This window comes from Sphingomonas jaspsi DSM 18422 (genome assembly GCF_000585415.1).
Taxonomy (GTDB): domain Bacteria; phylum Pseudomonadota; class Alphaproteobacteria; order Sphingomonadales; family Sphingomonadaceae; genus Sphingomicrobium; species Sphingomicrobium jaspsi.
The window spans coordinates 2,021,195-2,043,446 of sequence record NZ_KK073876.1 but is presented as its reverse complement, the minus strand read 5'-3'; the positions used below and the strand labels follow the sequence as shown (position 1 = coordinate 2,043,446).

Genomic DNA, 22,252 nt, shown 5'->3' with positions numbered 1-22,252 from the left:
TCCCAAACCCATCAACGCCTGGCCGCTGATCGGCATGCTGGTCGTGGTCGTTTTCCTGTTCCTCTGGATCAACGGATTTTTCGGCAAATGAACGAAGTCACCAAACTCACCGCCAAGGACTGGGCATCGGACCAGGAAGTGCGCTGGTGTCCGGGCTGCGGCGATTATGCCATCCTGAAGGCCGTCCAGCGGACCATGCCCGATCTTGAGGCGTCGCTCGCCAAGACGGTGTTCATCAGCGGCATCGGCTGTTCCAGCCGTTTTCCCTATTATATGGCGAGCTACGGTTTCCACACCATCCACGGCCGCGCCTGCGCGATCGCGACGGGCACCAAGCTCGCCAATCCCGAGCTCGACGTGTGGATCGTCACCGGCGACGGCGACGCACTCAGCATCGGTGGCAATCACACGATGCACCTTCTGCGCCGCAACCTCGATTGCCAGCTGTTGCTGTTCAACAACGAGATCTACGGCCTCACCAAGGGCCAATATTCGCCGACGTCGCATGTCGGAACGCGCAGCCCGTCGACCCCGTTCGGCTCGGTCGATCGCCCGGCCAACCCCTGCGCCTTCGCGCTCGGCGCTGGCGCGCGCTTCGTGGCGCGCGGCATCGATGTTCACAAGAACCTCGTCGATGTGCTGAAGGCAGCGCACGCGCACCGCGGCGCCAGCTTCGTCGAAATCTACCAGAATTGCGTGGTCTATAACGACGACGTGTTCGCCAACTTCACCGAAAAGGCGGTCGCGGCGGAAAAGCAGCTGTGGCTGAAGGCGGGCGAGAAGATGCTGTTCGCGAACGGCGCCAAGGGCATCGCGCTCGACAGCGAAACGCTCAGCCTAAAGGTCGTCGACGGCGACAGCGACGAGGTCATCGTCCACAATCCGAAGAATCGTGCCATCGCCCACATGCTGGTCGACATGCCGATTGCCAGCTTCCCGGTCGCGCTGGGCGTAATCTACGAGGACCCGGCGCCAACCTTCGATCATGCGGTGGTCGAGCAGAACGAGGCCGCCTCGGCGGGCAAAACTCCCGACCTGCAAAAGCTCGTCAGCCAAGGCCAGACCTGGCAGGTCGAGAAGGAGCCGCGGGCCGAGTGATCCCGCGCGAGCGCATCGCCTCCGCCCGCATTCCCGGCGGCGGCGAGATGATCCTCTACCGCCGCGGCGGCGACCATTTGATCCTCGTCGATCGCGAGGAGCTGATGTCGAGCCGGATGAGCGGATCGGAAGAGGCGCTCGCGACAATGACCGCCGAACGACTGGGGCCGAAGAAGGGCCAGCGCTGGCTGATCGGCGGCTATGGCATGGGCTTCACGCTTCGCGCCGCGCTGCGTTCATTGCCAAAGGATGCCGAGGTCGTGGTCGCCGAACTGGTGCCCGAAATCGTCGACTGGGCGCGCGGCCCAATGGCGGACATGACCGCCGGCAGCCTCGACGACAAGCGCACCCACATCGTCATCGACGATGTCGCCAACGGCATCGCACAGGGCGGTTGGGATGCCATCCTGCTCGACGTCGACAATGGCCCCGACGGGCTGGTGCGCGCGGAGAATGACCGGCTTTACAACGAAGCGGGCCTGTCGCTGCTGAAGCGCGCGCTTCGACCCGGGGGCGTCGCCGCGATCTGGTCCGCGGCCAAGGATCCCGCCTTCACCCGCCGCCTGGTCTCCGCCGGCTTCCGCGTCGACGAGGTCGGCGTCCGCGCGCGGTCCAACGGCAAGGGCCCGCATCATACCATCTGGTTCGCAAAGGCCCGCTGATGGACAATCTGACGCATAGTTTCGCCGGATGGATCATCGGCCAGGCCGGTCTCAAGACGAAGAGCCGCAAGGGCCTCGCCGCGCTGATCCTGGGCGCCAATGCCCCCGACATCGATGTGTTCTTCGGCAAGGCGTCGTGGGAGCCGCTGGCGATGCACCGTGGTTTTACCCACGGGCTGGTCGGCGGGGTCATCATCCTGCCGCTGCTGCTTACCGGCCTGCTCCTCTTGCTCGATCGTTGGCAGGTGGCGCGCGGAACCCGTTTTCGATCCGGATTGGCAATGCGTCCCGGCTGGCTCCTCGCGCTCGCCTACATCGGCACGCTGACCCATCCGCTGCTGGATATGCTGACCACCTATTCGGTCCAGCTTTACTCGCCGCTCAGCACCGCCTGGTATCATGTCGATGCCCTGTTCATCATCGACGCTGTGCTGTGGACGGTCCTGTCATTGGCGATTGCATGGTCGCGGATGCGCGAGAAGCAAGGGCGGGAATGGCGGCGCGTGCCGCAGGCTGCCATCGCCTTTGCGCTGGCCTATATCGGCCTCAACATCGTCATTTCCGAGCAGGCCAAGTCAGCAGTGCTGGCGCGGCTGGATGGACCCCAGCCCGATGCCATCTTCGCCAGCCCGGCACCGGTCCGCTTCTGGGAGCGCGGGTTAATCTGGCGGCAGGGGCGGGGCATCGGCCGCGCCTATTACGATCCGCTGCGCGGCGGCCTGATCTCCGTCGGACCGCATGGTCGGGACAATCTTGACGATCGGGCGGTGATCGCTGCGGCGCGCGACCCCAAGCTAAAGAGTTTCGTCGGCTGGTCGACCATGATGACGGCCGAGGTCGAGCACAAGGGATGCACCGCGACCGTCACCTTCGGCGATGCGCGCTACGGCGAACGCGCCGCGCGACGGACCTTTTTGAGGCAGTCGACCGTTCGCACCTGCTGATGACCGATTCGCCCACCATCGTCTGGTTTCGCCGCGACCTGCGGCTCTCCGATCAGGCGGCACTGACGGCCGCAGCAGCGGAGGGGCCGGTTGTCCCGGTCTACATCCTTGACGACGAAACGCCCAAGCATCGGAAGATGGGCGCTGCATCGCGCTGGTGGCTGCATCACAGCCTGGACAACCTCGACAAGGCGTTGCGCGACAAGGGATCGCGGCTGATCCTGCGGCGCGGGAAGTCGGACGAGGTGCTTACCGCCCTCGCCCATGAGGTCGGCACGCGGCGTGTCAATGCATTGCACCATTACGAACCTTGGTGGCTGAATGCAGAATGCGCGGTGGCCAAGACGCTCGATCTTTGCCTTCATGACGGCAACTATCTTGCACCGCCGGGCAGCGTGACGACCGGCAGCGGCAGTCCCTACAAAATCTACACGCCGTTCTGGCGCGCGCTTAGCGAACGCATGCCGCCCCACGAACCGCATCCGCGTCCGCAAGCCATCGCCGCTCCAAAGACATGGCCCACAAGCGACGCGCTGAATGACTGGCATTTGCTGCCGACCAAGCCCAACTGGGCGACCGGCTTCGCCAAGGAATGGACGCCGGGCGAAGAGGGCGCGCTGGCACGGCTGGACGACTTCGTCGACGAAGCCGCGCGTTACGAACAGCAGCGCAACCTGCCGGCGGTGGAAGGGACGTCGCGGCTAAGCCCGCACCTTCATTTCGGCGAAATTTCGCCGGGGCGGGTGTGGCACAAGGTTTCCAGACTCGGCGGATCGGTCGGCACGTTCCTCGGCGAGATCGGCTGGCGCGACTATGCGCAAAATGTGATCCTGCAATATCCGGATTACGGCAGGCGCAATGCCCGTGACTGCTTCGACAGCTTGCGCTGGCGCTCCGCCCCCTCGGAGCTCAAGGCGTGGCAGCAAGGCATGACTGGCTATCCCATCGTAGATGCTGGCATGCGCCAGCTGTGGGTCAGCGGGTGGATGCACAACCGCGTGCGAATGATCGCCGCGAGCTTCCTCATCAAGCACCTGCTGATCGACTGGCGTGAGGGTGAGGCCTGGTTCTGGGACTGCCTTGTCGATGCCGACTACGGTTCCAACGCGACCAACTGGCAGTGGGTCGCGGGTACGGGCATCGACAGCAACATGTTCAGCCGCATCATGGCGCCGCTGACCCAGTCGGAGAAGTTCGACACGGGCGACTATATCCGTGAATGGGTCCCGGAACTGGCGCACCTGCCCGACGCCGATATCCATGACCCGCCCGACGATAAACGCGGGACTTATCCCAAGAAGATCATCGACCACCGCGACGCGCGCGCGCGAGCACTGGCCGCACTCGCCGCCATCTGACGATCAGCGATAGATGCGAACGTAGTCGATCTGGAATTGCTGGGGCAGCGCGCTGTCGTCGACCGCCCCCGGCCAGTCTCCCCCCGTCGCGAGGTTGAGGATCAGCCGAAACGGCCGATCGAACGGCCACGCCGCCTTGCCCTCGGCGGGCTTGTCGTTGGCGACGCGCATGAAGGCCTTCCCGTCGACCCCGATGCGAATGGCGTCGGGACGCCAGTCGAGCTGGTAGGTGTGAAATTCGGTGCACACAGATGGCACCTTCAGGATCGAACCGCGCTGCGTATTCTTGGTGTGGACATAGTTCAGGGCGTGCAACGTCGCATAGACGTCGCCGGGGGTCTTGCCGACATGTTCCATGATGTCGATCTCGCCGTCCTCGGGCCATTTTCGAAGATCGGGCGGAAGCATCCAGATCGCCGGCCACATGCCCTGGCTGCAGGGTAGCTTGGCGCGGATTTCATAATAGCCATAGGTCCAGCTCGCCTTCGACAGCAACCGGGCGGACGTGTAGCGCTGCCCGCCATAGTCGGGGTTGTCCTTGACTTCGCTGCCGTCTGCGCGGGCGGTGATCGTCAGCAGACCATTGTCGACCCGCGCATTGGCGCGGCGGTTGGCGGCATAATATTGGCGTTCGTTGTTGAACCAGCCGCTCTTGTTATGGGCGGTGTCGAACTTCCACTTCTTGCGATCGAGCTTCTGTCCGTCGAACTCGTCCGCCCAAACCAGCGCGGCCGCGTCGGGCCGCGCCATCGGTTCGTCGATCGTATAGGGTTTCAGCTGCTCGGGAACGGTCGCCATCATCTGCGCGGTGACCAGCAGCGACACGATCATGCCTCGACCCTCGTCCTTTCGCCCGTGGGGACGTCGGACGATAGGCGCGCGACGATGGCCGACGCAACCGTTTCGGGAGGCTTGACGCTAGCCGGCTCTTCACCCGGGAACGCGAGCTGGCGCATGCGCGTGCGGGTTGCGCCCGGATCGACGATGTGAACCCGGATCCGGCCGGCGTGAGCGGTCTCGTCGGCGTAGGTCAGCAGCAGGTTCTCGAGCGCTGCCTTCGACGCGCCGTAACCGCCCCAAAAGGCGCGCGGTTCGCTGCCGACCGACGAGGTAACGCCGACAATGTCGGCCCGCTCGGCGCGGCGGAGCATCGGGTCGAACGCCGCGATCAGCGCCTGGTTGGCGAGCACGTTGATCTTGAACAGCCGATCCAGTTCCTTGGCGTCAAGATGTTCGACCGGCGACAGGCTACCGAGCATCGCCGCGTTAAGGATGAGGATGTCCAGGCTGCCCCAGCGGCCGCCGATCGCCTCGGCCAGCTTCGCCACATTATCGCGCTCGCTGATATCCATGGGGGCGATCGTCGCGGTGCCGCCCGCTTCATGAATACGATCCTCGACCTGCTCCAGCGACTGTGCGGTGCGGGCGACGAGAATGACGTGCGCGCCTTGCGCGGCGAGCGCCTCGGCGGTGGCCGCACCGATTCCGCGGCTGGCGCCCGTGACGAGCGCCAGTTTTCCCTGAAGGGGCTTCGATTCCGTCATGCAACTTGTCCTATCGGGTGGCGGCCACGGGCAGGCTGGATTCCATCGCCTGTTCCTGCGCCAGGTCGTTGGCGCCTGCCGGACAATCGGTCAGTGTGGTCGGATAAAGACCGGTGAAGCAGGCGTCGCAGCGCTGCGGGCTGGCCGCGTCACGTTCTTCGCCAAGCGCGCGGTACAGCCCGTCGATGCTGATGAACGCAAGGCTGTCGGCCTGGATGAACTCGCGCATCGCCGCAACGTCCATGTTGGCGGCGAGCAGCTTTGAGCGTTCGGGTGTGTCGACGCCGTAAAAGCAGCTGTGCGCGGTCGGCGGGCTGGCGATGCGCATATGCACTTCGCTGGCGCCGGCATCGCGCATCATCTGCACGATTTTCAGCGAGGTCGTGCCGCGCACGATGCTGTCGTCGATCAGTACGATGCGCTTGCCCTTGATCAGCGCGCTATTGGCGTTGTGCTTGAGCTTCACGCCCGTCTTGCGGCCGTCCTGGCTCGGCTGGATGAAGGTGCGGCCGACATAGTGCGACCGGATGATGCCCAGTTCGAAGGGGATGCCGCTTTCCTGGCTGAAGCCGAGCGCAGCGGGAACGCCGCTGTCCGGCACCGGCACGACATAATCGGCTTCGACCGGCGCTTCGCGCGACAGTTCGGCGCCGATGTTCTTGCGGACTTCATAGACCGACTTGCCTTCGGCGACGCTGTCTGGGCGGCTGAAATAGACATGTTCGAAGATGCAGGGGCGGGGCTTCATCGCCTTGAACGGGCGGAAGCTCTGGGCTCCCTTGTCGGTGACGACGACGAGCTCGCCCGGTTCGACGTCGCGGACATAGGTCGCCCCGACGGTATCGAGCGCGACCGTTTCCGACGCGAAGATGGTCGCGCCGTTCAATTCGCCCATCACCAGCGGACGAATGCCCAGCGGATCGCGGCACGCGATGAGGCCGAGCGGGGTGATGATCAGGAGCGAATAGGCGCCTTCGACCTGCTTCAGCGCGTCGACGAGGCGATCAAGGACGGTATCGTAAAGCGACGTCGCGACGAGGTGGATGATGACCTCGGTGTCGCTGGTCGACTGGAAGATGGAGCCGCGCTTCACCAGTCGGTCGCGTAGCGCCATCGCGTTGGAAAGATTGCCGTTGTGCGCGACGGCGAACCCGCCGCTGGCCAGTTCGGCGAACAGCGGCTGGACGTTGCGCAGCGCCGTCTCGCCCGTCGTCGAATAGCGGACGTGCCCGATGGCGACCTTGCCGGCCAGCTGCGCCATGATGTCGTCATTGTCGAAGTTGCCGGCCACATGACCCATGGCGCGATGGGCATGGTAGTGACTGCCGTCCTGGGTGACGATGCCCGCCGCTTCTTGCCCCCGGTGCTGCAACGCATGCAGGCCAAGTGCGACATACTGCGAGGCGTTATCCGCGCCCCAAATGCCGAAAATACCGCATTCTTCCCGCAACTTGTCGTCGTCGAACGGGTGAGTGGTGAGCATCGTTTCGCGAATCCCCGGGAGCCAATGAGCGGGCCTATACAGGCCTGTCATCAATTTGTCGCCCTATCTGGCGAGCCGCCGCATTCTATATTGACCTTTACGTGAACGTAAACTAACTGGCTGACATGCTTGCAACGAAAGAGCATTATTCGATCGGTGAGTTGTGCGACGAGTTCGACGTCACCGCCCGCGCGCTTCGCTTCTATGAGGACGAAGCGCTGATCCATCCCGAGCGCCGCGGCACCCAGCGCCTGTACTCCGACCGCGATCGGGCGCGCCTTGCGTGGATCCTGCGCGGCAAGCGCGTGGGGCTCAGCCTGTCCGACATCAAGGAATTGCTCGACCTTTACGACATCGGCGACGGCCGCCGTACCCAGCGGTTGAAGACCGTCGAACGCTGCCAGGAGCAGGTCGACAAGCTGAAGCGCCAGCGCGTCGACATCGACGCCACTATCACCGAACTCGAAGGCTTCATCAGCCTCGTCCAATCCCTCGACCAGGAGAAGTAACAGCGATGCCGACCTACAAGGCCCCCGTCCGCGACACGCAATATGTCCTGAACCACATCGTCGGCATCCAGAATTATTCGAACCTGCCAGGGTTCGGCGATGCCACCCCCGACCTCGTCGAAGCCATCCTGACCGAAGGCGGCCGCTTCTGTGAAGAGGTGCTCGCGCCGCTCAACCAGGTCGGCGACCAGAAGGGCTGCACCCGCCATCCCGACGGGTCGGTGACCACGCCGCCGGGCTTCAAGGAGGCCTGGGACCAGTTCGTCGCCGGCGGCTGGACCACGCTCCACGCGCCGGTCGAATATGGCGGGCAGGGCCTGCCGAGCGCGATCGCGACCGCGGTGGCCGAATATATGGGCTCATCCAACCACGCCTTCGAAATGTACAACGGCCTGACCCAGGGCGCGGTGGCGTCGCTGCTGGTCAAGGGGTCGGACGAACAGAAGCAGAAGTACGTCCCCAACATGATTTCGGGTCAGTGGACCGGGACCATGAACCTTACCGAACCGCATTGCGGCACCGACCTTGGCCTGCTCAAGACCAAGGCCGTCCCCAATGGAGACGGTAGCTATTCGATCACCGGCACCAAGATCTTCATCTCGGCCGGCGAGCACGACCTGGCCGAAAACATCATCCACCTCGTCCTCGCCAAGATCGAGGGTGCGCCGGACAATGTGAAGGGCATCTCGCTGTTCGTGGTGCCCAAGTTCCTCGTCAACGACGATGGCTCGCTGGGCGACCGCAATGCGGTCAGCTGCGGCTCGATCGAGCATAAGATGGGCATTCATGGCAACGCGACCTGCGTCCTCAACTATGATGGCGCCAAGGGCTGGCTGGTGGGCGAGGCCGAAAAGGGACTCGCGGCGATGTTCATCATGATGAACGCGGCGCGCCTCGGCGTTGGCCTGCAGGGCTTGGCGCAGGGCGAGGTCGCCTATCAGAACGCGGTCGTTTACGCCAAGGACCGCAGGCAGGGTCGGGCGCTCAAGCCCGAAAACCGCGATCCGGACGCCAAGGCCGACAGCCTGTTCGTCCACCCCGACGTCCGCCGCATGCTGATGGAGGCCAAGGCGTTCAACGAGGCCGCCCGTGCGCTGATCCTCTGGGGCGCGCTGCAGGTCGACCTGTCGCGCAAGTCGCCGGACGAGGCCGAACGCCAGGCCGCCGACGACCTCATCAGCCTGCTGACCCCGGTCATCAAGGGCTATCTCACCGATCGCGGCTTCGAGGTCGCCGTCAACATGCAGCAGGTCTATGGCGGCCACGGTTATATCGCCGAATGGGGCATGGACCAGTTCGTCCGCGACGCCCGCATCGCCCAGATCTACGAAGGCACCAATGGTGTCCAGGCGCTCGACCTCGTCGGTCGCAAGCTTGGTGCGAACGGTGGCCGGTCGGTCCGCGCCTTCTTCGAGCTGGTCGCCAACGACATTGCCGAGGCCAAGGCCGCCGGTGACCCCGCCGGTATCGTCGAGCCGCTGGAAAAGGCGGTTGGCCACCTGCAGGCCGCGACCATGTGGCTGGCGCAGAACGGCCTCGCCGATCCGAACAACGCCGGGGCCGGTTCCTACGCTTACATGCAGCTGATGGGCTTGGTGTCGCTAGGCTGGATGTGGCTCAAGATGGCCAGCGTCTCAAGCCGCCTCAAGGACGAGGCGGGCGAGGACAAGTCCTATCACGAAACCAAGATCGCCACGGCGCGCTTCTTCGCCGACCGCGAACTGGTCGCTGCCTCGGCGCTGCGCCGCAAGGTGGAAGCCGGCGCCGACAGCATCATGGCGCTGCCGGTCGAAGCGTTCGAGGTCGCGTAAGCCTTAGCTCGCGCTGCGCTGCTGGCCGACGTGCCAGGGCGACAGCATTGGGCTGGTGGTCCGCTCTTTCTTGGGTGCCAGTCTCGCAAGGTCGAAATGTTCGGTGAACTGAACGCCGAACTTGCCTGACTGCGCCCAGCGCACCGTGCCGATGACCGGGCCGACGCCGACGATGTCGATCGTCATCATCGTGCCCGGAGCGACGACATGGGGGCACTCGACGAGCGCGCCCATGGCGGAAATGTTGCGCAGGCGAATCTCGGTCGGCTGGCCGTTTACCGCGGCAATGGCGCGCCGCATCAGGCGATGGCGCGGCTCGCGCTGGGCAGAAAATCCGTCGGCTTCCATGGTGACCCGGTTCGCCAGCTCTCGGGCTTGTTCGGCTGGCACGGGCTTGCCGAAAATGTAGCCTTGGACCTGGCTGACGCCGAGCTCACGGATGAGCTCGAGGTCGTCATGGGTTTCGACACCCTCGGCCGTGGTATCCATTCCCAGCGATTCGGCCAGCGTGACGATCGCGCGGATGATTGCGCTGTTGCGTTTGGTCGTCGACGCCGCGCCGCGGACGAAGCCCTGGTCGATCTTGATCTTGTCGAATGGCGCCTTGCGGAGATAGCCGAGCGAGGAATAGCCGGTACCGAAATCGTCGAGCGCAAGGCGCACACCAAGCGCCTTGAGCTTGCTGAACGTGGCGTCAGTGGCGTCATTGTCGGCCAGGAAAACGCTTTCCGTGATCTCCAACTCCAGCTGGGCGGGCTGCAAGCCGTAGGCGGTCAACGCGCTGGCCACGCGATCGCAGATGCTGGGATCGTTGAATTGAATGGGCGAGAGATTTACCGCGACCCGCAGGGGTTCGGGCCAACGCGCCGCTTCGGCGATCGCGGTTTCGAGGACGAACTGCCCGATCTTGCCGATCATGCCGCATTCCTCGGCGAGCGGAATGAATTTTTCGGGCGAAATCGGGCCGCGGACCGGGTGGTTCCAACGCAGCAGCGCTTCGAAACCGGCAATTTCCTCGCCCGCCGTCCGGACGATGGGCTGATAGGCGACCCACAATTCGTTTCGGTCGAGTGCTTGGCGAAGGTCGTTCTCGAGCACCTGGCGGTCAGTCGCCTCGGTATGCATCGACGACTGGTAGAACATGTGCTTGCCCCGGCCCGCGGCCTTGGCGGCATAAAGCGCGAGGTCGGCGTTGCGGACGAGGCTATCGGCGCAGGAACGGCCCGGATCGCCGATGGCGATACCGACCGACGCGCCTATCGTCACACGATGCCCTTCGATCATGTATGGGCGACTAACCTGCTCGATCAGCGTCCGTGCCAACGATTCAAGCAAACCGGTCTCGACCGTCCCGGGCAGGACGGCCTTGAACTCATCACCGCCCAGGCGGCCGACCTGCCCATGCTCGCCCATCACCGATTTCAGGCGGTCGGCAACCTGGCGCAACAGCGCGTCGCCGACCGGATGGCCGAGCGTGTCGTTGACGTTCTTGAACCGGTCGAGGTCGATCAGGAACAGCGAACAGCCCTTGCGGCGGTTGGCAGCGTTGCGCAGCGCCTCATCCAGCGTCTGGCGCATCAGCGCGCGGTTGGGCAGGCCGGTCAGGCTGTCGAACCGCGCGAGGCGGGTGATTTCCTGCTCACTGCGGCGCTGTTCGGTAAGGTCGGTGCCGATGCCGCGGAAACCAAGGAAGCGACCCTGCTCGTCGAACACCGGGTTGCCCGACAGGGTCCAGTGGATGTCCTCGTCACTGGCGGCGCGTACGATAACGTCGCTGAACGGGAAGCGGGCTGACAGGTGGAAACCCAGCGTCCGCTCCTCGCGCATATTGTCGCCGCTGGTGTCGACGGACAGCAGGTCGGTGAATTGTCGACCGAGCAGTTCTTCTGGCTCGACCTTGAAATCGTCCGCTAGCTGGCGGGAGACGTAGGAAAGCGTGCCTGCGCTGTTGGTTTCCCAGAACCATCCGCGCCCAGAATTTTCGAACTCGTCGACGAAATGCAGCGCCTTGCGCGCCTGCGCTTCCAGTCGCAGCCGCTTGCGGGCGTTGGCGATGACCGTTCGCGCGCTGGCGATGCTGTAGGCGATATTGATGAGGCCGAGAAAGCCGATCCCGAACAACGCCTGCGGCGCGCGCGAAACCGCTAGCGCGCCGGCCATGGCGACGAGCGCATTGACGATCGCGATGGGCGGCGAGGAAATCGAAACGATGGTGGCAGCAGCCAGTCCGGCGCCAAAGGCCAGCGCAATGAACGACACGCCGATCATGTCGTTGCGCGCAAGGATCAGACCATAGTCCATCCACAGTGCGCCGCCGATGGCGATGTATCCCATCAGCAGGCGGCTGAGCAGGTGAGGAGCGATGCTGAATCGGCCGCGAACGCGTAGCACAGCAAACATCAGTGCATCGGCAACCAGCGCCAATCCTACCGGCAGGATCGGGTTGCTGCTCAGGCTTTCCTTAAGGCAGTCGGGATGCTGGAGAAGGCACGCAGTTCCCCAAACCAGATGGGTGGCGAACAGCAGGGCCGGCGCGAGATCGAACATTGCCACACGGTGCAGCGCCAGCTGCTCGTCATCGATCGTTTCCGGTGCGCGGACGTCGAACGTCAGGGCCTCGGAAAGCGATGCCCTGTCGTTGATTTCATCATCGCCGCTGATCGCAAACCGAGCCTTGCGCATCCGTAAAGATCCCCTCGCGGTACCCAATATCGCGGCAGGAGTTAACGGATGGTCAAACGGACGCAGTTAGTGGCGCGTTGACCCTATTCTTCGGGAAGGAATCCGGGCACCGAGAGATAGCGCTCGCCAGTGTCGTAATTGAATCCCAGAATCCGCGAATTCTCGTCCAGTTCCGGCAACTTCTGCGCGATCGCGCTCAGGGTCGCGCCCGAAGAAATGCCGACCAACATGCCTTCTTCCCGGGCCGCGCGTCGTGCCATTTCGCGCGCATCCTCCGGGTCGACCTGTATCACCCCATCGAGGAGTGAAGTGTCGAGGTTAACGGGAATGAAGCCTGCGCCGATCCCCTGGATCGGGTGTGGCGCGGGGTCGCCGCCCGAAATGACCGGGGACAGCGTCGGTTCGACGGCAAAGACCTTGAGCTTCGGCCAGGCCCGTTTCAGCACCTTGGCTGTGCCGGTGATGTGGCCGCCCGTTCCGACCCCGGTAATCACTGCGTCGATCGGACTGTCGCGAAAGTCGGCCAATATCTCTTCTGCCGTCGTCTGGACGTGGGCTTCGATATTGGCCGGATTTTCGAACTGCTGCGGAATCCACGACCCTTCGGTTCCTGCCGCGATCTCCTCGGCCCTCGCAATCGCGCCCTTCATCCCCTTTTCGCGCGGGGTGAGATCGAACTCGGCGCCATAGGCAAGCATCAGGCGGCGCCGCTCGATCGACATGCTGTCGGGCATGACCAGGATCAGGCGATAGCCCTTGACCGCCGCGACCATGGCGAGGCCGATACCCGTGTTGCCACTCGTCGGCTCGATGATGACCCCGCCCGGCTTCAGCTTGCCCGATCGCTCGGCGTCCTCGACCATCGACAGGGCGATACGGTCCTTGATCGATCCGCCCGGGTTCGCCCGCTCCGACTTGATCCAGACCTCGGCGTTACCGAACAGCCGGTTGATGCGGATGTGCGGCGTGCCGCCGATCGTTTCGAGGATATTGGCGGCTTTCATGGGTCAGGCCTCCTTCTGGCGATTATCGACCGGCGGGTCGAAAGTGCGCGCGTTGCGCAGTTCTGGGAAGATCCGCGCCCAGATCAATACCACCGCGACCGCGCCGATCCCACCGCCGACGACGGCCACCACCGGCCCGACCAGTGCCGCAAGGAAGCCGCTTTCGGCTTCCCCCAGTTCGTTGGACGCGGAAATGAACAGGGTCGACACCGCGCCGACCCGACCGCGCATGGCGTCGGGCGTGTAAATCTGGATCAGCGACTGACGGACATAGACGCTCAGCATGTCGGCCGCGCCGAGCAGCGCCAGGCACAGCAGACTGAGCGGCATCCAACGTGAAAAGCCGAACACCACCGTCGCCACACCGAAGACGCCGACCGCGGTCAGCATCTTCACCCCGACGTTCGACTTCAGCGGCTTGAACGCGAACCACAGCGCGGTCAGAGTCGCGCCCACGGCCGGCGCGGCTCGCAGGTGACCGAGGCCTTCCGGGCCGGCGTGCAGGATATCGCGCGCGAAGATCGGCAGCATCGCCGTCGCACCCCCCAGCAACACGGCGAACAGGTCGAGGCTGATCGCGCCCAGCACCAGGCGGTTCTGGCGCACGTATCGCAATCCTTCGCCGATCTGCGACCAGGGACCGCCGCTCCGCTTCTGTTCGGGGCGTGGTACCGGCCCGATGAGAAAAAGGCACAGCAGCGATACGCCGAACAGGATCGCACTTGCCTCGTAGGGGGCGGCCGGGCTCCAAGCGTAGAGATAGCCGCCAACCGCCGGCCCGACGATCGTGCCGCTTTGCCAGGCGATCGAGGACAGGGCGATCGCATTCGGCAATATCTTCTGCGGGACGAGGTTCGGAGCGAGCGCACCCAGCGACGGGCCGGCAAAGGCCCGGGCGACGCCGAGCAGCGCCGCGACTGCGTAGAGGATCGGCAGGCTCGTCCGGTCGGTCCAGGCTGCGATCGCCAGGGTCGCTGCGCAGACCAGTTCCAGCGCCACCGCGGCACGACCAACCCACCGCCGGTCGACATGATCCGCCGTCCATCCCGCGACAAGGCTGAGCGCAAACAGCGGCACGAACTGGACCACCCCGATCAGGCCCAGCCGCAGGGCGGCCGCCTTCATGTCCATGGTTTCGCGGGCGATGTCGTAAACCTGCCAGCCGATGACGATCACCATCGCCATCTGCGCGATTGTCGCGGTCAGCCGTGCTACCCAGAAAGCCCGGAAGGCGGGAAGGCGCAGCGGTTCGGGAAGCAGGCTCATCGCGAGTCGACTAGCCCGCTGGGTTGCGATGCGCAACGCACCCATCCGCACGGGGCGGATTGCAGACAGGCCCATTCCCGTGGATAGCTTCGCGTCCGACTCCGGCAATGGACAGATGGAAGGAATGGCGATGCGCGCAGCTTTGACGATCGGCGTAGCGGCACTGGCGCTGGCAACAGCGGGTTGCAAGGTGGGCAGCGCGGACGAAAATGGCGTCACCGCCGTCGCCGGCGCGGCATCGACATCGTGGAAGGGCTTCGTCGACCAGTTCATCGAAGCCAGCTTCAAGGCCAATCCGGGTTTTGCCGTTTCGCAGGGGCGGCACGAATATGACGGACAGATCGCCGACCTCAGCCAGGCCGCGCTCGACGGCGAAGTCGCGCGGTTGAAGAAAGTGATCGCCGACGCGCAGGCGTTCGATGCGTCGACCCTCGACAAGGACCAGCAGCTTGAACGCGACTATCTGATCGCCGTCGCGAAAGGTCAGTTGTTCTGGATCGACCCGGAAGGCGCCGACCAGTTCCACCACAACCCCGCCAGCTACCTCGGCGCTTTCGACCCGTCGGTTTATGTCACCGTGCCCTACGCGCCGCCGGAAACGCGGCTGAAGGCCTACATCAAGTTCCTGCAGAACATCCCCCGCGCGGCGGAGCAGATGCGCGCCAACATCAAGGCGCCGATGGCGGTGAGCTTCGTCGATTATGCCAAGAGCGCGTTCGGCGGTTTCGCCGAATATTTCCCCGGGGATGGCATGGCCGCGTGGAAGGGCGTCGGAACGCCCGAAGACCAGGCGGCGCTGAAGGCGGCGTCGGACGGTGCGGTCAAAGCCATGCAGGATACTGTTGCGTGGGTCGAAGGCCAGCGCGCTGCCGCCAAGCCCGACTTCGCGCTGGGCAAGGCGAAGTATCAGCGGATGCTGGCCGACACTGAAATGGTGACGACGCGGGTCGAAGAACTTCAGAAGATCGGCGAAGCGGATCTCAAGTCCAACCAGGACCTGCTGACCCAGGCCTGCGGTCGCTACGCGCCGGGCGCGTCGATCCCGGACTGCATGGCCAAGATGAATGCCAACAAGCCCAAGGGCGGCGCGGTCGCCGGGGCGCGCGAACAGCTGGCGGGCCTGAAGCAGTTCCTGGTCGACAAGGACCTCGTCACCATTCCGGGACCCGAAGAAGCCAAGGTCGAGGAAGCGCCGCCCTACAACCGGCAGAACTTCGCCTACATCAACATCCCCGGGCCGTATGAGAAGAACCTGCCGTCGGTCTATTACATCGCGCCGCCCGACCCCAGCTGGTCGAAGGAGATGCAGGACGGCTTCGTCCCCGGACAGGCCGACCTGCTGTTCACCTCGATCCATGAGGTATGGCCGGGCCACTTCCTCAACTTCCTTCATGCCAACCGGTCGAAGAGCTTCTTCGGGCGGGTGTTCGTCGGCTATGCCTTCGCCGAGGGCTGGGCGCATTACACCGAAGAGATGATGCGCGTGGCCGGGGTCGGCGGCGGCACCGATGAAACGATGATCGGGCAATTGAGCAACGCACTGCTCCGCGATTGCCGCTTCCTGTCGTCGATCGGCATGCACACCGGCAGCATGACGCAGCAGCAGAGCTTCGAGATGTTCCGCGACCAATGCTACCAGGACGAAGGCAATGCCAAGCAGCAGGCGGCCCGCGGCACCTATGATCCGGGCTACCTCAACTACACCATGGGCAAGCTGATGATCCGCAAGCTGCGCGACGACTGGACCGCCGACAAGGGTGGCCAGAAGGCGTGGAAACAGTTCCACGACCAGTTCCTGAGCTACGGCGGCCCGCCGATCCCGCTGGTGCGGCAACAGATGATGGGCGGAAAGGCCGAAGCGGTCTTTTAGTTCTCTCTTTGTTCTGATACGCAAGGGCCATGGCGAAGCTCAAGACGCGTTATGTTTGTCAGGCCTGCGGGTCGGAGACCCACCGCTGGCAGGGGCAGTGCCCCGACTGCGCGGAATGGAACACGCTGGTGCAGGAGGCGGCGGCCAATGCGACGCCGTTTGCCGCGAAGCATAATTTGCAGGGCGGCGGCCGGGCGATCGAGCTGGTCGGGCTCAACGCCGCCGTTGCGCTGCCCGAGCGGATGCAGACCGGCATCGCCGAGTTCGACCGGGCGGTGGGCGGCGGGATCGTTCCCGGCAGCGCGACGCTGCTGGGTGGCGACCCCGGCATCGGCAAGTCGACGCTGCTGCTGCAGGTCGCGGCCAATGTCGCCAATCTGGGCCGACAGGTGGTCTATGTCTCGGGCGAGGAGGCGGCGGACCAGGTGCGACTGCGCGCGATCCGTCTGGGGCTGGGCGGGGCATCGGTGCGGCTGGCGGCGGCGACCAGCGTGCGGGATATTTTGACCACGGTGGGCGGCGATGCGCCCGACCTGCTGATCATCGATAGCATCCAGACGATGCACAGCGACCTCATCGAAGGCGCGCCGGGAACGGTGAGCCAGGTGCGGGCCTCAGCGCAGGAACTGGTGCGCTTTGCCAAGGAACGCGGCACCGCGCTGGTGCTGGTCGGCCATGTCACCAAGGACGGCAACATCGCCGGCCCGCGCGTGCTCGAACATATGGTCGACACGGTGCTGGGCTTCGAAGGCGAGCGCAGCCACCAGTATCGCATTCTGCGCGCCGCCAAGAACCGCTTCGGCGGGACCGACGAGATCGGCGTGTTCGCGATGGAAGGGGCTGGCCTGAAGGAAGTGCCCAACCCGTCGGCGCTGTTCCTGACCCAGCGCGGCGAGGCGGTCAGCGGCACCAGCGTGTTCCCTGCGCTGGAGGGGACGAGACCGGTCTTGGTCGAAATCCAGGCGCTAGTGGTGCGGCTGGCGAGCGGCGCGACGCCGCGGCGGGCGGCGGTGGGCTGGGACAGCGGGCGGCTGGCGATGGTGCTGGCGGTGCTGGAAGCGCGCTGCGGCCTCAGCTTCGCGACCTGCGAGGTCTATCTCAACATTGCGGGTGGGTATCGGCTGAACGACCCCGCCGCTGATCTTGCGGTTGCGGCGGCGCTGATTTCAGCCTTGAGCGAACAGCCGGTGCCGCAGGACGCCGTGGTGATGGGCGAAATCGCGCTGAGCGGCGAAGTGCGCCCTGTCGGCCATGCCGCGCTGCGGCTTAAGGAAGCGGCGAAGCTCGGCTTCGGCAAGGGCTGGGTTCCGGCAGGGACCGACGGTCCCGGCAGCATAGCGCTGGCAGGCTTCGGCAAGCTGAAGGAACTGGTCGAGCAGATTTTGGGGCGGTGATTTCGCGCGCTTAACTTCACTATCGGCTCACGCAATACGCCGTTTTGGGCGATATCCGTGAATTTAAGAAATCGGCCCGAGACAGCCCTATGTCCGTCGCGCGGAATCGAATTCTACGAGGTCAAAAAGCCGAACAACGATGGTCGCATAGCCAGGATGCTGTAGGACAGCCAAAAGTGGAATGTCCGCTACGGGTGGAAAGAGGTAACTAGCGGATAGTCTCTCTGGACAATGCCAGACCCGTTGGTAAGCCAGCTTCGTGGGCCGGGATGAATGGTATCGTAACAAAGGATGGAGCGCCGCTACGGAAGCCGCGTTTCGTGAAAAGCTGTCTAGGTCGCGGAGTTCACGCCCCCAGTATTTGCGCATCCAAGCCGATTACATAACCGACAGCCACCCTCACGCCGCCCTCGCACTCATTGGAGAGTATTTCGAGACTGGCGACGAGTTCGATGTTCCAATGGCGTTTTGCACTCAAGCGCGAGCATATTGTTGCCTCGGCAAAATCGACGAAGCGATTGCGTCCTATAAGCGAGCGTTGAGTTGGGAAGAGTCCCATCCTGGGCTTATCTCGCCAGCACGAACCAACTATCCCAAGTTGGTGGCTGAGAAGCGCCTGTCAGGTGAATACGATTACGCGCTCGACGTTCTTGCAAATCGCTTCCAACCATTGGACCACCAGTTTCCGCTTGATCGATACCACTGGAACGGCATCAACGCGTTGATTGCGAGCGAGCTAGGGCATCAAGCCGATGCGCGAGAGTTTGCCGAACGCGCTCTCCGGGCGGCGGCGCAAACGGAAAGCCCATTCCGCTACCATAAAGGCGTCGGAATTGTGCGTAACACCACAGACGAATTTGGACGGCGGATTAAGCGTCTCGCTCGACCTTCGTTATTGCGTTCGCTTTTTCGCCTGATCTCGCCCGCCGGCTCATGACCGCAATGGTTCGATAGCGGACGATAGGCTAGAACCAGTTCACCGCCATCAATGTCGCCGCCGCGCCGACCGCGGCGGATAGCAGCACGGTCACCGCCGTTCCCAATCCGCGCTTGGGCTGCAGCACTTCGACCTCCGCCAGCGGGGGCGGCGGGGGGGCGGCGCCGGGTTCGGGGTATTGGGCGTCGATCTTGTCGATGAGGTGCGGCAGTTTCTTGAGCGCGCGGACGACATCGATGATCTTGTCGGCGTAATAGGCTTCCGGCCCCAGTTCGGTGCGCAGCCAGTCCTTCAGGAACGGTTCGGCCGCTTCCCACATGTTGAGGTCAGGATCGAGTGCGGTGGCGACGCCTTCTTCCATCACCATCGTTTTTTGCAGCAGCAGCAGGTGCGGCTGGGTCTGCATGTCGAAATCGCGGGTGATGGCGAACAGGCCTTCGAGCATGCGGCCGACGCTGATCTGCTTGACCGGCAGGCCGCGTATCGGCTCGCCCACCGCGCGCAGCGCGGTCGCGAATTCGTCGACGTTGTGGTGCGAGGGGACGTATTGCGCCTCGAAATGGATTTCGGCGACGCGGCGGTAATTGCCGGTGATGAGGCCGTAGAGGATTTCCGCGAGCCACAGCCGCGCCTGGCGGTTGATGCGGCCCATGATGCCGAAATCGACCGCCGCCAGCCGCCCGTCGGGCAGTGCGAAGAGATTGCCCTGGTGAAGGTCGGCGTGGAAATAGCCGTCGACCACCGCCTGGCGAAGGAAGGCGCGAACGAGGGTGGACGCGAGCTGTTGCAGGTCGTGGCCGGCGGCGATGAGTTCGTCGCGCTTAGTGAGCTTGATGCCGTCGAGCCATTCGAGCGTCAGGACGCGGCGCGCGGTGCGGCTCCAGTCGATTTCGGGCACGTAGAAATTGGGCTCGGCGATCATATTGTCGCGCAATTCCGACGCCGATGCAGCTTCGCGCGTAAAGTCCAGTTCGCGGCGGACCCATTGCTTGAAATAGGCGATGACCATGCGCGGGCGCAGTCGCTCGGCCTCGCCGCCCAAGAGCTCGACATGGGCGGCGGCCCATTCATAGGTTTCCAGCGCCTTGTCGAATTCTTCCTCGATCCCCGGGCGCAGCACCTTGACCGCGACCTCGCGGCCTTCGGTGGTGGTGGCGCGATAGACCTGCGCGATGGAGGCCGAGCCCACCGGTTCTTCGTCGAATTTGCTGAACAGCGCTTCGATCGGCGCTTCGAGCGCCTTTTCGATCTGGACGCGAACGGCGGGGAAGGGGGTGGGGGGAAGCGAATCCTGCAGCTGCAGGAGGTTGGCCGCTGCCGCTTCGCCGACGAGGTCGGGGCGGGTCGCCAAGGCCTGGCCGAGCTTGATCGCGGCCGGGCCGATGTCGTGTAGCGCCGCCGCATAGTTGGGGTTCGCCGGCATGGTGAGGCCAAAGCGGGCGATGCGGCACAGGCGGCGGACGTTGGCCGGGGTCATGGGATCGCGCTCGATCCCCTGCAGCGCACCGTGGCGCGCCAGCGTCCGGCCCCACTTCAGCAGGCGGAATAGATGGGTGGCGGTGGCGGTCAAATCAGATCTTCCACCCGCCATGGATGGCGACGAGGCCGCCGAGGATGGGCTCGACGCTGGTCGATTTGAAGCCGGCGTCGGCGATCATCTGCCGGAACGCTTCCATGCGCGGGAAGCGGCGGATCGATTCGACGAGGTAGCGGTAACTGTCCTCGTCCTTGGCCACGACCTTGCCGATCTTGGGGATCAGATGTTCCGAATAGCGGTCGTAAAGCTCGCCGAAGCCGGGCCATTCGCTGGTCGAGAATTCCAGGACGTAAAAGCGGCCGCCGCGCTTCAGCACGCGGTGCGCTTCCTTCAGCGCAGCGGGAATGTCGGTGACGTTCCGGATGCCGAAGGCGATGGTGTAGGCGTCGAAGCTGGCGTCCGCGAAGGTAAGCGTCTCGGCATTTTCGACCTGCCAGATGAGGCCGTCGATCCCGCGCTTCTTTGCGCGATCCATGCCGACTTCCAGCATGTCGGGGTTGATGTCGCTGACGGTGACGTGCGCGCCCTTGGCGGCCATGCGGAAGGCGATGTCGCCGGTACCGCCGGCCATGTCGAGGATCTTCTCACCGGGCCGCGGCTTCACCTTGGCGACGAAGCGGTCCTTCCACAGCCGGTGCATGCCGCCCGACATGAGGTCGTTCATGATATCGTAGTTGCGCGCCACCGAGCTGAAGACGCCGCCGACGCGGCGGGTCTTTTCCTCTGGCGTGACGAGCTGGTCGCCGAAGTTCACCTTGTCCATGGGCCCTGCCTCTAGCGGGGAAGAACGAGCCGCGCCATATGCGGTTCAATCATGCCCGAACTTCCCGAAGTCGAAACTACCGTCCGTGGTCTGGCCCAAGTGCTGGAAGGACGCACGCTGACCCGCGTTGAGCCGCGCCGCGAAGATTTGCGGCGATCGATTCCGCAGGACCTCGGCCAGCGGCTGACCGGTGCGAAGGTGACCGGCCTGTCGCGGCGCGCCAAATATGGGCTGATCGCTACCGATCGCGGCGACACACTGATCTTTCATCTCGGCATGTCGGGGCGATGGCGCGTCGATCCGAGCGAGATGGAGAAGCACGACCATCTGGTGATCGAGACCGACGAGGGCCGGGTGGTCGCCCTGAACGACCCGCGGCGGTTCGGCTCGCTCGACCTGGTACCCACGGCCGACGTGGCAACCTGGGACGGCTTTTCGGGGCTGGGACCGGAGCCGCTGGGCGGGTGGATTGACGGCAAATGGCTCAAGGACCGGCTGGCGGGGCGGTCGGCTGCGGTGAAGCTGCTCCTGCTCGACCAGCGCGTGGTGGCCGGGCTTGGCAATATCTATGTCTGCGAAGCGCTGTTCCGGGCACGGATCGATCCGCGCAAGGCAGGAGGCAGGGTCAGCCGGCCGAAGCTCGATGCGCTGGCCGAGGCTATTCCGGCAGTGCTCGAAGACGCCATACGTGCCGGTGGCTCGACGCTTCGCGATTTTGCCGCGCCGGACGGGGAACTGGGCTATTTTTCCAAGCAGTTCGACGTCTATGATCGCGAGGGGCAGCCGTGCCGACGTGGATGCGACGGCACGGTCAAGCGGATCGTCCAGGGCGGGCGATCGACCTTCTTCTGTCAGAAGTGCCAGAAATAGCGCCGACGGTTGACGCGAATCGGTCGTTTCGCTAGGGGGACGCCACGCCGGTGCGACCCCACGGGTTTCGCGCCGCATTTTCATTGAGACCAGTTTTTGTAAGGATCAACGATGGCGAACACGCCGCAAGCCAAGAAGCGCATCCGCCGCAACGAACGTCGTGCGGAAATCAACGGCGCCCGCGTCAGCCGCATCCGGACCTTCGTGAAGGCCGTCGAATCGGCGATCGCCGCCGGCAAGAAGGACGAAGCCGCCGAAGCGCTGAAGAAGGCCCAGCCGGAAATGGCTCGCGGCGTTGCGCGTGGCGTGATGCACAAGAACACGGTTGCGCGGAAGTTCTCGCGCCTGACCAAGGCGGTCGCCTCGCTCGGTTAAAACCGCGTTTACGTACTGTTTCGGGACGGGCCTCCAGGCGACTGGGGGCCCGTTTCATTTTGGCGACTGAAAAAAGTCTAACGATTCCCGCGATTCGTTCGTGAGTCGTTTTTGCCGCTAGCGGAAATTGGCGGAAATCTGCCGA

19 protein-coding genes are annotated in these 22,252 nt (G+C 64.3%); 11 read left to right on the top strand and 8 right to left on the bottom strand.

Annotated elements, in window-relative coordinates; all coding sequences use genetic code 11:
• Window positions 1–87: 87 nt before the first annotated feature.
• Genes G570_RS10425 through G570_RS10410 form a run of 4 tightly spaced genes read left to right on the top strand, consistent with a single transcriptional unit; the run spans window position 88 to window position 4,062 of the window.
• Window positions 88–1,098, top strand: a complete 1,011-nt coding sequence (locus G570_RS10425; RefSeq protein WP_037502059.1) for a 2-oxoacid:ferredoxin oxidoreductase subunit beta — start codon at window positions 88–90, stop codon at window positions 1,096–1,098.
• Window positions 1,095–1,760 carry a spermidine synthase gene (locus tag G570_RS10420; protein WP_037502056.1) on the top strand — a complete coding sequence of 222 codons (666 nt, stop codon included), beginning with the start codon at window positions 1,095–1,097 and terminating at the stop codon, window positions 1,758–1,760. The genes G570_RS10425 and G570_RS10420 overlap by 4 nt, the downstream gene beginning before the upstream one ends.
• Window positions 1,760–2,704, top strand: coding sequence for a metal-dependent hydrolase (locus tag G570_RS10415; protein ID WP_051504285.1), 945 nt, complete (start codon window positions 1,760–1,762; stop codon window positions 2,702–2,704). Before G570_RS10420 ends, G570_RS10415 begins: the two co-directional genes overlap by 1 nt.
• Window positions 2,704–4,062 carry a cryptochrome/photolyase family protein gene (locus tag G570_RS10410; RefSeq protein ID WP_037502053.1) on the top strand — a complete coding sequence of 453 codons (1,359 nt, stop codon included), beginning with the start codon at window positions 2,704–2,706 and terminating at the stop codon, window positions 4,060–4,062. Before G570_RS10415 ends, G570_RS10410 begins: the two co-directional genes overlap by 1 nt.
• A 3-nt stretch (window positions 4,063–4,065) precedes the next feature.
• Here G570_RS10410 and G570_RS10405 read toward each other — a convergent pair whose 3' ends face one another.
• From G570_RS10405 to purF, 3 genes are read right to left on the bottom strand one after another with little or no spacing between them, the layout of a single operon-like run.
• Window positions 4,066–4,893 (bottom strand): glycoside hydrolase family 16 protein, encoded by an 828-nt coding sequence (locus G570_RS10405; RefSeq protein ID WP_037502049.1) that lies wholly within the window; start codon window positions 4,891–4,893, stop codon window positions 4,066–4,068.
• Window positions 4,890–5,606 (bottom strand): SDR family NAD(P)-dependent oxidoreductase, encoded by a 717-nt coding sequence (locus G570_RS10400; protein ID WP_037502046.1) that lies wholly within the window; start codon window positions 5,604–5,606, stop codon window positions 4,890–4,892. The genes G570_RS10405 and G570_RS10400 overlap by 4 nt, the downstream gene beginning before the upstream one ends.
• A 10-nt stretch (window positions 5,607–5,616) precedes the next feature.
• Window positions 5,617–7,089 carry an amidophosphoribosyltransferase gene (gene purF, locus G570_RS10395; RefSeq protein WP_084607667.1) on the bottom strand — a complete coding sequence of 491 codons (1,473 nt, stop codon included), beginning with the start codon at window positions 7,087–7,089 and terminating at the stop codon, window positions 5,617–5,619.
• A 125-nt stretch (window positions 7,090–7,214) separates the two neighbouring features.
• On the opposite strand from purF, the gene G570_RS10390 reads away from it, so the two are divergent.
• Both G570_RS10390 and G570_RS10385 read left to right on the top strand, forming a co-directional pair.
• A complete protein-coding gene (locus tag G570_RS10390) occupies window positions 7,215–7,598 on the top strand; it encodes a MerR family transcriptional regulator (protein ID WP_037502043.1) in 384 nt (127 codons plus the stop codon).
• A 5-nt stretch (window positions 7,599–7,603) separates the two neighbouring features.
• The gene (locus G570_RS10385; protein WP_037502040.1) at window positions 7,604–9,409 is read left to right on the top strand and encodes an acyl-CoA dehydrogenase C-terminal domain-containing protein; all 1,806 of its coding nucleotides are present in this window, start codon (window positions 7,604–7,606) and stop codon (window positions 9,407–9,409) included.
• Window positions 9,410–9,412: 3 nt separating this feature from the next.
• On the opposite strand, the gene G570_RS10380 is transcribed toward G570_RS10385, so the two are convergent.
• The 3 genes from G570_RS10380 to G570_RS10370 all read right to left on the bottom strand — a co-directional run bounded on the left by G570_RS10380 (window position 9,413) and on the right by G570_RS10370 (window position 14,361).
• On the bottom strand, window positions 9,413–12,091 hold the full coding sequence (locus tag G570_RS10380; RefSeq protein ID WP_051504283.1) for a putative bifunctional diguanylate cyclase/phosphodiesterase: 2,679 nt from the start codon (window positions 12,089–12,091) through the stop codon (window positions 9,413–9,415).
• 83 nt (window positions 12,092–12,174) lie between these two features.
• Window positions 12,175–13,095, bottom strand: coding sequence for a cysteine synthase A (gene cysK / locus G570_RS10375; RefSeq protein WP_037502037.1), 921 nt, complete (start codon window positions 13,093–13,095; stop codon window positions 12,175–12,177).
• Between the two features lie 3 nt (window positions 13,096–13,098).
• Complete coding sequence (locus G570_RS10370; RefSeq protein ID WP_037502034.1) at window positions 13,099–14,361, bottom strand: MFS transporter; 1,263 nt, start codon at window positions 14,359–14,361, stop codon at window positions 13,099–13,101.
• Window positions 14,362–14,491: 130 nt separating this feature from the next.
• On the opposite strand from G570_RS10370, the gene G570_RS10365 reads away from it, so the two are divergent.
• The 3 genes from G570_RS10365 to G570_RS13765 all read left to right on the top strand — a co-directional run bounded on the left by G570_RS10365 (window position 14,492) and on the right by G570_RS13765 (window position 18,562).
• The gene (locus G570_RS10365; RefSeq protein ID WP_037504092.1) at window positions 14,492–16,231 is read left to right on the top strand and encodes a DUF885 domain-containing protein; all 1,740 of its coding nucleotides are present in this window, start codon (window positions 14,492–14,494) and stop codon (window positions 16,229–16,231) included.
• Between the two features lie 29 nt (window positions 16,232–16,260).
• Window positions 16,261–17,625 (top strand): DNA repair protein RadA, encoded by a 1,365-nt coding sequence (gene radA, locus G570_RS10360; protein WP_037502031.1) that lies wholly within the window; start codon window positions 16,261–16,263, stop codon window positions 17,623–17,625.
• Window positions 17,626–17,884: 259 nt separating this feature from the next.
• The gene (locus tag G570_RS13765; RefSeq protein ID WP_156930424.1) at window positions 17,885–18,562 is read left to right on the top strand and encodes a tetratricopeptide repeat protein; all 678 of its coding nucleotides are present in this window, start codon (window positions 17,885–17,887) and stop codon (window positions 18,560–18,562) included.
• Between the two features lie 28 nt (window positions 18,563–18,590).
• Here the strand turns inward: G570_RS13765 and ubiB are convergent, their stop codons facing one another.
• Both ubiB and G570_RS10350 read right to left on the bottom strand, forming a co-directional pair.
• A complete protein-coding gene (gene ubiB / locus G570_RS10355; RefSeq protein WP_037502029.1) occupies window positions 18,591–20,132 on the bottom strand; it encodes a 2-polyprenylphenol 6-hydroxylase in 1,542 nt (513 codons plus the stop codon).
• A gap of 1 nt (window position 20,133) precedes the next feature.
• Complete coding sequence (locus G570_RS10350; RefSeq protein ID WP_037502026.1) at window positions 20,134–20,862, bottom strand: class I SAM-dependent methyltransferase; 729 nt, start codon at window positions 20,860–20,862, stop codon at window positions 20,134–20,136.
• Window positions 20,863–20,913: 51 nt separating this feature from the next.
• Here G570_RS10350 and mutM point away from each other — a divergent pair, with 51 nt between their 5' ends.
• Together mutM and rpsT are read left to right on the top strand one after the other, a co-directional pair.
• Entirely contained in the window at window positions 20,914–21,732 is an 819-nt protein-coding gene (gene mutM, locus G570_RS10345; protein WP_037502023.1) for a bifunctional DNA-formamidopyrimidine glycosylase/DNA-(apurinic or apyrimidinic site) lyase, read from the top strand.
• A gap of 111 nt (window positions 21,733–21,843) precedes the next feature.
• Window positions 21,844–22,107 (top strand): 30S ribosomal protein S20, encoded by a 264-nt coding sequence (gene rpsT / locus G570_RS10340; protein ID WP_037502020.1) that lies wholly within the window; start codon window positions 21,844–21,846, stop codon window positions 22,105–22,107.
• The last annotated feature ends 145 nt before the right edge of the window (window positions 22,108–22,252 follow it).

What these genes read in the sequence shown, in the direction of transcription:
- rpsT (WP_037502020.1), top strand. Translation starts at nt 21,844, where the DNA reads ATGGCGAACACGCCGCAAGCCAAGAAGCGCATCCGCCGCAACGAACGT.
- purF (WP_084607667.1), bottom strand. Translation starts at nt 7,089, where the DNA reads ATGCTCACCACTCACCCGTTCGACGACGACAAGTTGCGGGAAGAATGC.
- G570_RS10385 (WP_037502040.1), top strand. Translation starts at nt 7,604, where the DNA reads ATGCCGACCTACAAGGCCCCCGTCCGCGACACGCAATATGTCCTGAAC.
- G570_RS10410 (WP_037502053.1), top strand. Translation starts at nt 2,704, where the DNA reads ATGACCGATTCGCCCACCATCGTCTGGTTTCGCCGCGACCTGCGGCTC.
- G570_RS10415 (WP_051504285.1), top strand. Translation starts at nt 1,760, where the DNA reads ATGGACAATCTGACGCATAGTTTCGCCGGATGGATCATCGGCCAGGCC.
- G570_RS10405 (WP_037502049.1), bottom strand. Translation starts at nt 4,893, where the DNA reads ATGATCGTGTCGCTGCTGGTCACCGCGCAGATGATGGCGACCGTTCCC.
- G570_RS10390 (WP_037502043.1), top strand. Translation starts at nt 7,215, where the DNA reads ATGCTTGCAACGAAAGAGCATTATTCGATCGGTGAGTTGTGCGACGAG.
- G570_RS10350 (WP_037502026.1), bottom strand. Translation starts at nt 20,862, where the DNA reads ATGGACAAGGTGAACTTCGGCGACCAGCTCGTCACGCCAGAGGAAAAG.
- G570_RS10370 (WP_037502034.1), bottom strand. Translation starts at nt 14,361, where the DNA reads ATGAGCCTGCTTCCCGAACCGCTGCGCCTTCCCGCCTTCCGGGCTTTC.
- G570_RS10425 (WP_037502059.1), top strand. Translation starts at nt 88, where the DNA reads ATGAACGAAGTCACCAAACTCACCGCCAAGGACTGGGCATCGGACCAG.
- cysK (WP_037502037.1), bottom strand. Translation starts at nt 13,095, where the DNA reads ATGAAAGCCGCCAATATCCTCGAAACGATCGGCGGCACGCCGCACATC.
- G570_RS10365 (WP_037504092.1), top strand. Translation starts at nt 14,492, where the DNA reads ATGCGCGCAGCTTTGACGATCGGCGTAGCGGCACTGGCGCTGGCAACA.
- mutM (WP_037502023.1), top strand. Translation starts at nt 20,914, where the DNA reads ATGCCCGAACTTCCCGAAGTCGAAACTACCGTCCGTGGTCTGGCCCAA.
- G570_RS10400 (WP_037502046.1), bottom strand. Translation starts at nt 5,606, where the DNA reads ATGACGGAATCGAAGCCCCTTCAGGGAAAACTGGCGCTCGTCACGGGC.
- radA (WP_037502031.1), top strand. Translation starts at nt 16,261, where the DNA reads ATGGCGAAGCTCAAGACGCGTTATGTTTGTCAGGCCTGCGGGTCGGAG.
- G570_RS10380 (WP_051504283.1), bottom strand. Translation starts at nt 12,091, where the DNA reads ATGCGCAAGGCTCGGTTTGCGATCAGCGGCGATGATGAAATCAACGAC.